The 6,067-nt window shown below is 62.8% G+C and carries 7 protein-coding genes; 2 read left to right on the forward strand and 5 right to left on the reverse strand.

The genetic code is table 11. The features are described from left to right. A partial coding sequence (locus EN994_RS14155; RefSeq protein WP_164745915.1) for a L,D-transpeptidase occupies window positions 1-232 on the forward strand: 232 nt, incomplete at its 5' end. Continuing rightward, window positions 229-822 carry a hypothetical protein gene (locus tag EN994_RS14160; protein WP_013530275.1) on the forward strand — a complete coding sequence of 198 codons (594 nt, stop codon included), beginning with the start codon at window positions 229-231 and terminating at the stop codon, window positions 820-822. The genes EN994_RS14155 and EN994_RS14160, both read left to right, overlap by 4 nt. A 44-nt stretch (window positions 823-866) precedes the next feature. On the opposite strand, the gene EN994_RS14165 is transcribed toward EN994_RS14160, so the two are convergent. The 5 genes from EN994_RS14165 to EN994_RS14185 form a co-directional block, all read right to left on the reverse strand. After that, the gene (locus tag EN994_RS14165) at window positions 867-1,400 is read right to left on the reverse strand and encodes a hypothetical protein (protein ID WP_063170086.1); all 534 of its coding nucleotides are present in this window, start codon (window positions 1,398-1,400) and stop codon (window positions 867-869) included. A gap of 60 nt (window positions 1,401-1,460) precedes the next feature. Beyond that, window positions 1,461-2,375 carry a sugar ABC transporter permease gene (locus EN994_RS14170; protein WP_013530273.1) on the reverse strand — a complete coding sequence of 305 codons (915 nt, stop codon included), beginning with the start codon at window positions 2,373-2,375 and terminating at the stop codon, window positions 1,461-1,463. Between the two features lie 111 nt (window positions 2,376-2,486). Further along, a complete protein-coding gene (locus EN994_RS14175) occupies window positions 2,487-3,782 on the reverse strand; it encodes a sugar ABC transporter substrate-binding protein (RefSeq protein ID WP_082826651.1) in 1,296 nt (431 codons plus the stop codon). A 95-nt stretch (window positions 3,783-3,877) separates the two neighbouring features. Further along, on the reverse strand, window positions 3,878-4,699 hold the full coding sequence (locus EN994_RS14180; protein WP_032808731.1) for a carbohydrate ABC transporter permease: 822 nt from the start codon (window positions 4,697-4,699) through the stop codon (window positions 3,878-3,880). Between the two features lie 5 nt (window positions 4,700-4,704). Beyond that, window positions 4,705-5,880 carry an ATP-binding cassette domain-containing protein gene (locus EN994_RS14185; RefSeq protein WP_063170085.1) on the reverse strand — a complete coding sequence of 392 codons (1,176 nt, stop codon included), beginning with the start codon at window positions 5,878-5,880 and terminating at the stop codon, window positions 4,705-4,707. Window positions 5,881-6,067 lie beyond the last annotated feature (187 nt).

Genomic DNA, 6,067 nt, shown 5'->3' on the forward strand with positions numbered 1-6,067 from the left:
CCGCCAGCCGGAGCTGCCGAAAATGGTGCCCGCCGGCCCCTACAATCCGCTCGGCGCAAGGGCGCTCTACCTGTCTCGGGACGGGCGCGACACGCTCTACCGCATACACGGCACCAACGACCCGTCGGGTGTCGGCTTCGACGGGACATCGGGCTGTTTTCGCCTCACCAACACGGATGTGATCGATCTTTTCAAACGCGTCGCGGTCGGCGCAAAGGTGGTGGTCCAATGACGATGATCAGCGAACCGGACATGCCGGCGATCGATATCGGAAACCAGGAACAGCGCGAACCGGCTGCCGCCGGGAAACCCAGCAAGGCAAAGACGATCGCCGTCATCGTCGCCGGCGGCGCGCTTCTGATCACCGCAGTCAACATGGCGGCCGCGGTCTATCTCTATCGGGGCATGAGCGACCTGCGTTTCGTCGAGGCGCGGCTGGAGCAGCTCGGCGCATTCGAGCAGCGGATCGCAGCCCGGCTCGACACGGTCAACAACGGTTTTCAGAGCCGGTTCGAGAAACTGGACAGCCAGTTGCAAGGCAGCTTCAACGAGATCGATGCCAGCATTGCCCGGCTTGGGCAGACTATGCCGGTCGCCGGCGGCGAGGCCATGCCGGGCGTGGAAGAACCGTCCGAAATCGCCACCAGCACGCTGGCGCAAGCGCCCGAAGCCCTCGGCGGCGAGAGCGCGAGCGAACCCGGCGTCATCGAAGCGCCCGCACCCAGGAGGAGAATCGCATCGGCGTCGCCCCCTGCTCCCAGCTCCAATTACCAGCGCATCCAGCAGCCCGACGGCAAGGTCTATTACCGCCGGATCAACTAGACCCAGCAGAGCCCGGATCGTGCAAGGTGTAAGTGGCGAACGATCTAGAGATCGCGCTGCAGCGCCAGGATGCGGATGGCCCGGACGGACCGCTCCCGCGCCTCGGTGAGGAAGGCGATGTGGCAGTAGGCACAGGCCACGAAGCCCAAAAGCAGCACCAAGCTGTTCTTGAAGGTGAAATCGACGGCCAGCGAATAGGGAAGACCCTTGGGCGACGTGAATTCGGCAATCGTGCTTGCCGTTTCCGAATGGCTGCCGACCGCGATCATCAGCCCGGCGAAAATCAGGGCGATATGGTTGGCGAGGAAGAAGAAAGCCGACCGCTTGGCGTGGCACGCCATCCAGCAGACGATCGATGCGGCGGCAAGGATAGCGGCTTCGAAAGCCATGGAACCGCCCAGCCAGACATCCACCTGCTGCCAAAGCACCGTCGACAAGGGGCGCAGTTCAAGCCATAGCCACCATGCGGTGGGGCTGGCTGGATAGATGCCCAGCAACAAGGTCGCCATGCGCTCCCCTGCCAGGACCGCCAGAATGAGAAACGGAAAGGCGAAAAGCAGGAGCGGCTTGCGTTTCATGTTCCCTCGACAATCTGCAGGCCAGGATAGGCCGCATAGATTGCGCAAGGCTTAACAACCCTACTTCCGGCCCTCTCCCGATTGCGAGCGTTCGAGGACGGCGAAGAAGATCACGGTGAGCAGAAGCACGATCAGCAGCAGCACGAACGCGGCTGCCGCGCCTTCGTTGAGCGAAAGGCCGAGAAAGGCACGGCGATAGGCAAAGAAGCTCAGCACTTCGGTCGCGTTGCCCGGCCCGCCCTTGGTCAGGACATAGGGCAGATCGTAGGTCCGGAATTCGTTGATCAGCTGGATGATGATGGTGATCGCCGCGACCGGCCGAAGCATCGGCAGCGTGATGTAGAGGAATTGCTGCCAGCCGCGCGCGCCGTCCACTTCAGCAGCCTCATAGGGATCGCGCGGCAAAGCGGCGAGCCCCGCGGCGAGGATCAGCACGACGAAGGACATTTGCTGCCAGATGTCGATCGCCGCCATCGTCCAGAGTGCCATGCCTGGCGTGCCTAGCCAGTCGAGGCGCGGCAGGCCTGATATCTCCATGAGATGATTGGCGATGCCGAGATTGGGCTGGAGCAGCATGCGCCAGATCAGGGCGACGCTGATCGGCGACATCGCCATGGGAATGGTCAGAACCGCGAAATAGACCGGCTTCATCCGGACCGTCCGGTTGAGCATCAGGGCAATGCCGAGCCCGATCACGAATTCGCCGACCACGGTCACCGCCGAATAGCGCACGGTGAGCCAGAGCGCGTTCCAGAACAGCTCATCGCCGATCATCGAAGCGAAATTCTTGAACCCGACAAGCGGCAGGAGCTGCGGCTTGATCAAGGTCATCGAGGAGATCGAGAGGATGCAGGCATAGGCCAGGGGAAAGCCCATCACGATCGCCAGCAGCAGCAGGCCGGGCAAGGCAAAGGCCCAGCCGGTCCGCCACTCGCGGCCACGGGCAGCCCATCCTTTTTTGATCGCATTGTGCATCGTGGCCGAGCCTTGGTCGGGGTGGCGTTGCTGATCTCGTCAAGATCCGGGGTCTGGAAAATCCGGCGCGGCTGACATCGCCGCGCCGGGTCTCCTTGCCGAGCCGGACCGCTATTTGTCGAGGAGCCCCTGCAGGCCGTCGGAAGCTGCCTTCAGCGCCGCGTCCGATGTCGCCTGGCCGCCAGCCGCCAGCGAAAGCTGGGTACCGAGCAGATCCTCGTATTGCGCCGAATAGGTGAAGATCGGGAACGACTTGCCGGTCGCCACCACATCCTGGGCGGTCTTGTAGAAGGGATATTTCGCCAGCACCGCCGCATCGGCATAGACATCGCTGCGCACGGGCGCGTGGCCCTCGAGCGCGCGCTTCACCGAAACATCCTTGCTCTGCACCCACTGGATGAAGGTCCAGGCGGCTTCCTGCTCTTCCGGCGACGTGTTCTTGGGAATGCCCCAGCCCCAACCGCCGCTCTCGCCATGGCCGCCCGGCATCACCGACAGGCCGACCTTGCCGGCGACCGTCGGACACTTCACGGCATCGTCCATCTGCGGCAGCATCCACCAATAGGTGACCATGCTGAAGGCGGAACCGCTGCACATCAGACGCATGGTGTCGTCGAGCGTGGCCGACACGGCACCCTGCTGGGCGCCGTGCTGGAGATTGTCGACATAGAGATCGAGCGCCTTCTTGGCCTCTGCCGTGTCGAGGCTCGCCTTGCCGTCGGCATTGAGATAGCTGCCGCCGGCGGAGAACAGGTAGTTGGAGAATTCCATGCTGTTGGGATCGCCGCGCTGGCCCTGCATCGCGGCCCCGGCGACACCGGCATTGGCCTTCATGAATTTGGAAATCGCCACATAATCTTCGAGCGTCGTCGGCAAAGCGAGCTCCTTGCCGGTTGCCGTCTTGTAGGCGGCCTTGAGCTTCTCGTCGCCGATCAGGTCCTTCCGGTAGAGGAGGCCCATCGAGTAGTTGTACATGGGCACCAGGAACAGCTGGTCCTCGGTTCGGCCGAGCAGGTCAAGCGTCGAGGGAATGAAGGGGCTCAGATCGTATTTGGATTTCTCGACGAAGGGTTTCAGGTCGGCCAGCCAGCCGGCCGCCGGAAATTCGCCGGCCCACAGGAAGTCGACCTCGAGCACATTGTAGTAGCTCTGCGGCGCGGTCAGCTGCGACACCAGCTTGTCGTGCATGTCAGGATAGCCGATCTTCTCAAACTCGACCTTGATGCCGGTCTGCTTCTCGAATTCGGGCAACAGCGCTTCAATGATCTTGGTTTCCGGCACGTCCTCCATCAAGGCGTGCAAGGTGATGGGCTCAGCCGCCCTGGCCGGAAGCGATGCGCTGACAACAGCTGCCCCGCTCACGGCCGTCATCAGCATTTTGATCAAGGTCTGCTTGTTCCAAGTCATAACTCTCTACTCCTCTTTCCCTCTGGACGCGGCGGTGATCCCGCCACGATTTCATAACCGGCTAGCGAGCCATGTCGGCTCTCGGAGCGGCCGGCCTATTTCACGCTGCCGAACGTCAAGCCCTGGACGATGAAACGCTGGATGAAGCGGGAAGCCACGACCAGCGGCAGGATGGCAAGGACGACGCCGGCAGAAACCTTGGCGATCTGGACGCCGTTCGAGGTCTGCAACGCCGCAAGCGCAACCGGTATGGTTGCCGTCTTCGGCCCGCTCAAAACCAGGGCAAACAAAAACTCATTCCAAGCCAGGATGAAGCCGAGCACGCCGGCGGCCGCGATACCGGGCATCGACACCGGCAGGACAATACGCCAGAAGGCGCCCCAGGCGGTCGCGCCGTCGGTCATCGCCGCCCATTCCAGATCGACTGGAATGCCCTCGAAGAAGCCCATCAGGATCCAGGTCAGGAAAGGCAGGTTGAGCGCGGCATAGACGATGATCAGCCCCGTCAGCGAATTGCTGAGCTCCAGGCTTCGGAACAGCGTGAAGGTCGGCAGCACCAGCGCCACGGGCGGCAACATCTGCGTCGCCAGAACGGCAAAACGCGCCCAACGACCGCCCGTGCGGAAGCGGGCGAAGGCATAGCCGGTGGTGGCGGCAAAAGGCAATGCGAGCAGAACCGAGCCGAGCGCGACGATCAGGCTGTTGAGGTACGACTGACCGAAGCGGCTCGACAGCAGCGCCGAATAATTGTCCGTCGTAAAGGCCGGCATCAGCTCGTTGCTGTAGGACAACTGCTCGGGGACGAAGCTTGTCCGCAGCACCCAGAGCGGCGGCAGCAGCACGATGGCGCAGACGACAATCAGCCCGAAATGCAAGCCGAAGCGGCGACGAAAGGCCGGCCGTTCGTTTCTGTCCATGCTGGTCATCGCGTGGCCCCCATGAGGCTCGGCCGCGCGATGACCAGTTCGGTTTCGGGATCAAAGAGGTGCATCGGCAGCGGGTCGATGTAGAGTTCGACCATCGAGCCGACGGGCGCCGTGAAATAACGGCTGAGGCGGGCGGCGATCTCAAACGGCTTGTCGCCCCCCGCGGGGTGAGCATCATCCCTGCCGGTGGCGTGACCGGCAATCTGGCCGATCAGGACGTTCTCGGCGCCGAGAGCCTCGACGGCCACGACCCGTACGGCAATCTTCTGCCAGTCCGGCTTGTCGGGGCTTTCGTGGAAATCCTCGGCCCGCACGCCCAGAATGACGCGGCGCCCGGCACGCTCGCCATAAGCGTTGCGGTGGCGGGCGGGGACGGCAAGCACGGCACCGCTGTCGGTCAGGACGGAGAGCCCTTCGCCAGGTGCGGCCTGAAGCGTGGCCGGAATGAGGTTCATCGGCGGCGTCGCCAGGAAGCGTGCGACGAAGGTGTTGACCGGGTCGGCATAGACTTCAAGCGGCCGGCCGGCCTGGATCAGGCGACCATCGCGCATGATGCATATGCGATCGCCCATGGTCATCGCCTCGACCTGGTCGTGGGTGACATGGACGATGGTGCGGCCGAGGCGCCGGTGCAGCTTCACGAGTTCGAGCCGCATCTCGGCACGCAGTTGCGCATCGAGATTGGACAGCGGTTCGTCAAGCAGGAAGGCCGCCGGTTCGCGAACGATCGCCCGGCCGAGCGCGACACGCTGCCGCTGGCCACCCGAAAGCGCTGCCGGCTTGCGGCCGAGAAGATTCTGCAGACCGAGCAGGTTAGCGGCGTCTGCAATCTTGGCATCGATGACCGCCGCGTCGGTGCCGCGCATCTTCAGCCCGAAGGCCATATTCTGCCGCACCGACATATGCGGATAGAGCGCGTAGCTCTGGAACACCACGGCGACGTTTCGGTCGCGCGGGGCGACATTGGCGACGCTCTTGCCACCGATGCGGAGATCGCCGGAGGAGATACTCTCCAGACCGGCAATCATCCGCAGCGTCGTCGACTTGCCGCATCCCGACGGACCGAGAAAGATCACGAATTCACCATCGGGAATGGTGAGATCGACCTCATGCACCCCGTAATTGCCATTGCCGTAGAGCTTGGAAACGCGATCGAGCTCGATAGACGCCATAGACTTTCCTCATGAACCCGTCTGACCCGGCTGACGCCGAAGGCCGAAGTCGAGCGAACGGTCATCTTAGAGAACAAAATATAACATTAAAAGCCTAACTTCTGATCATATGTGTTCACTTTTTTGGATAGGCGCGTGCCCGCATCAGGATCCGGCTACAGCCGCCGAAAGGCCGTCAGGTCATGTA

Origin of the sequence: Mesorhizobium sp. M7A.F.Ca.CA.002.09.1.1 (assembly GCF_003998555.1) — a bacterium.
Lineage (GTDB): Bacteria > Pseudomonadota > Alphaproteobacteria > Rhizobiales > Rhizobiaceae > Mesorhizobium > Mesorhizobium ciceri.

Excerpts from the sequence above, each read along its gene's own strand:
- EN994_RS14160 (WP_013530275.1), top strand. The coding sequence starts at position 229 with ATGACGATGATCAGCGAACCGGACATGCCGGCGATCGATATCGGAAAC.
- EN994_RS14165 (WP_063170086.1), bottom strand. The coding sequence starts at position 1,400 with ATGAAACGCAAGCCGCTCCTGCTTTTCGCCTTTCCGTTTCTCATTCTG.
- EN994_RS14170 (WP_013530273.1), bottom strand. The coding sequence starts at position 2,375 with ATGCACAATGCGATCAAAAAAGGATGGGCTGCCCGTGGCCGCGAGTGG.
- EN994_RS14175 (WP_082826651.1), bottom strand. The coding sequence starts at position 3,782 with ATGACTTGGAACAAGCAGACCTTGATCAAAATGCTGATGACGGCCGTG.
- EN994_RS14180 (WP_032808731.1), bottom strand. The coding sequence starts at position 4,699 with ATGGACAGAAACGAACGGCCGGCCTTTCGTCGCCGCTTCGGCTTGCAT.
- EN994_RS14185 (WP_063170085.1), bottom strand. The coding sequence starts at position 5,880 with ATGGCGTCTATCGAGCTCGATCGCGTTTCCAAGCTCTACGGCAATGGC.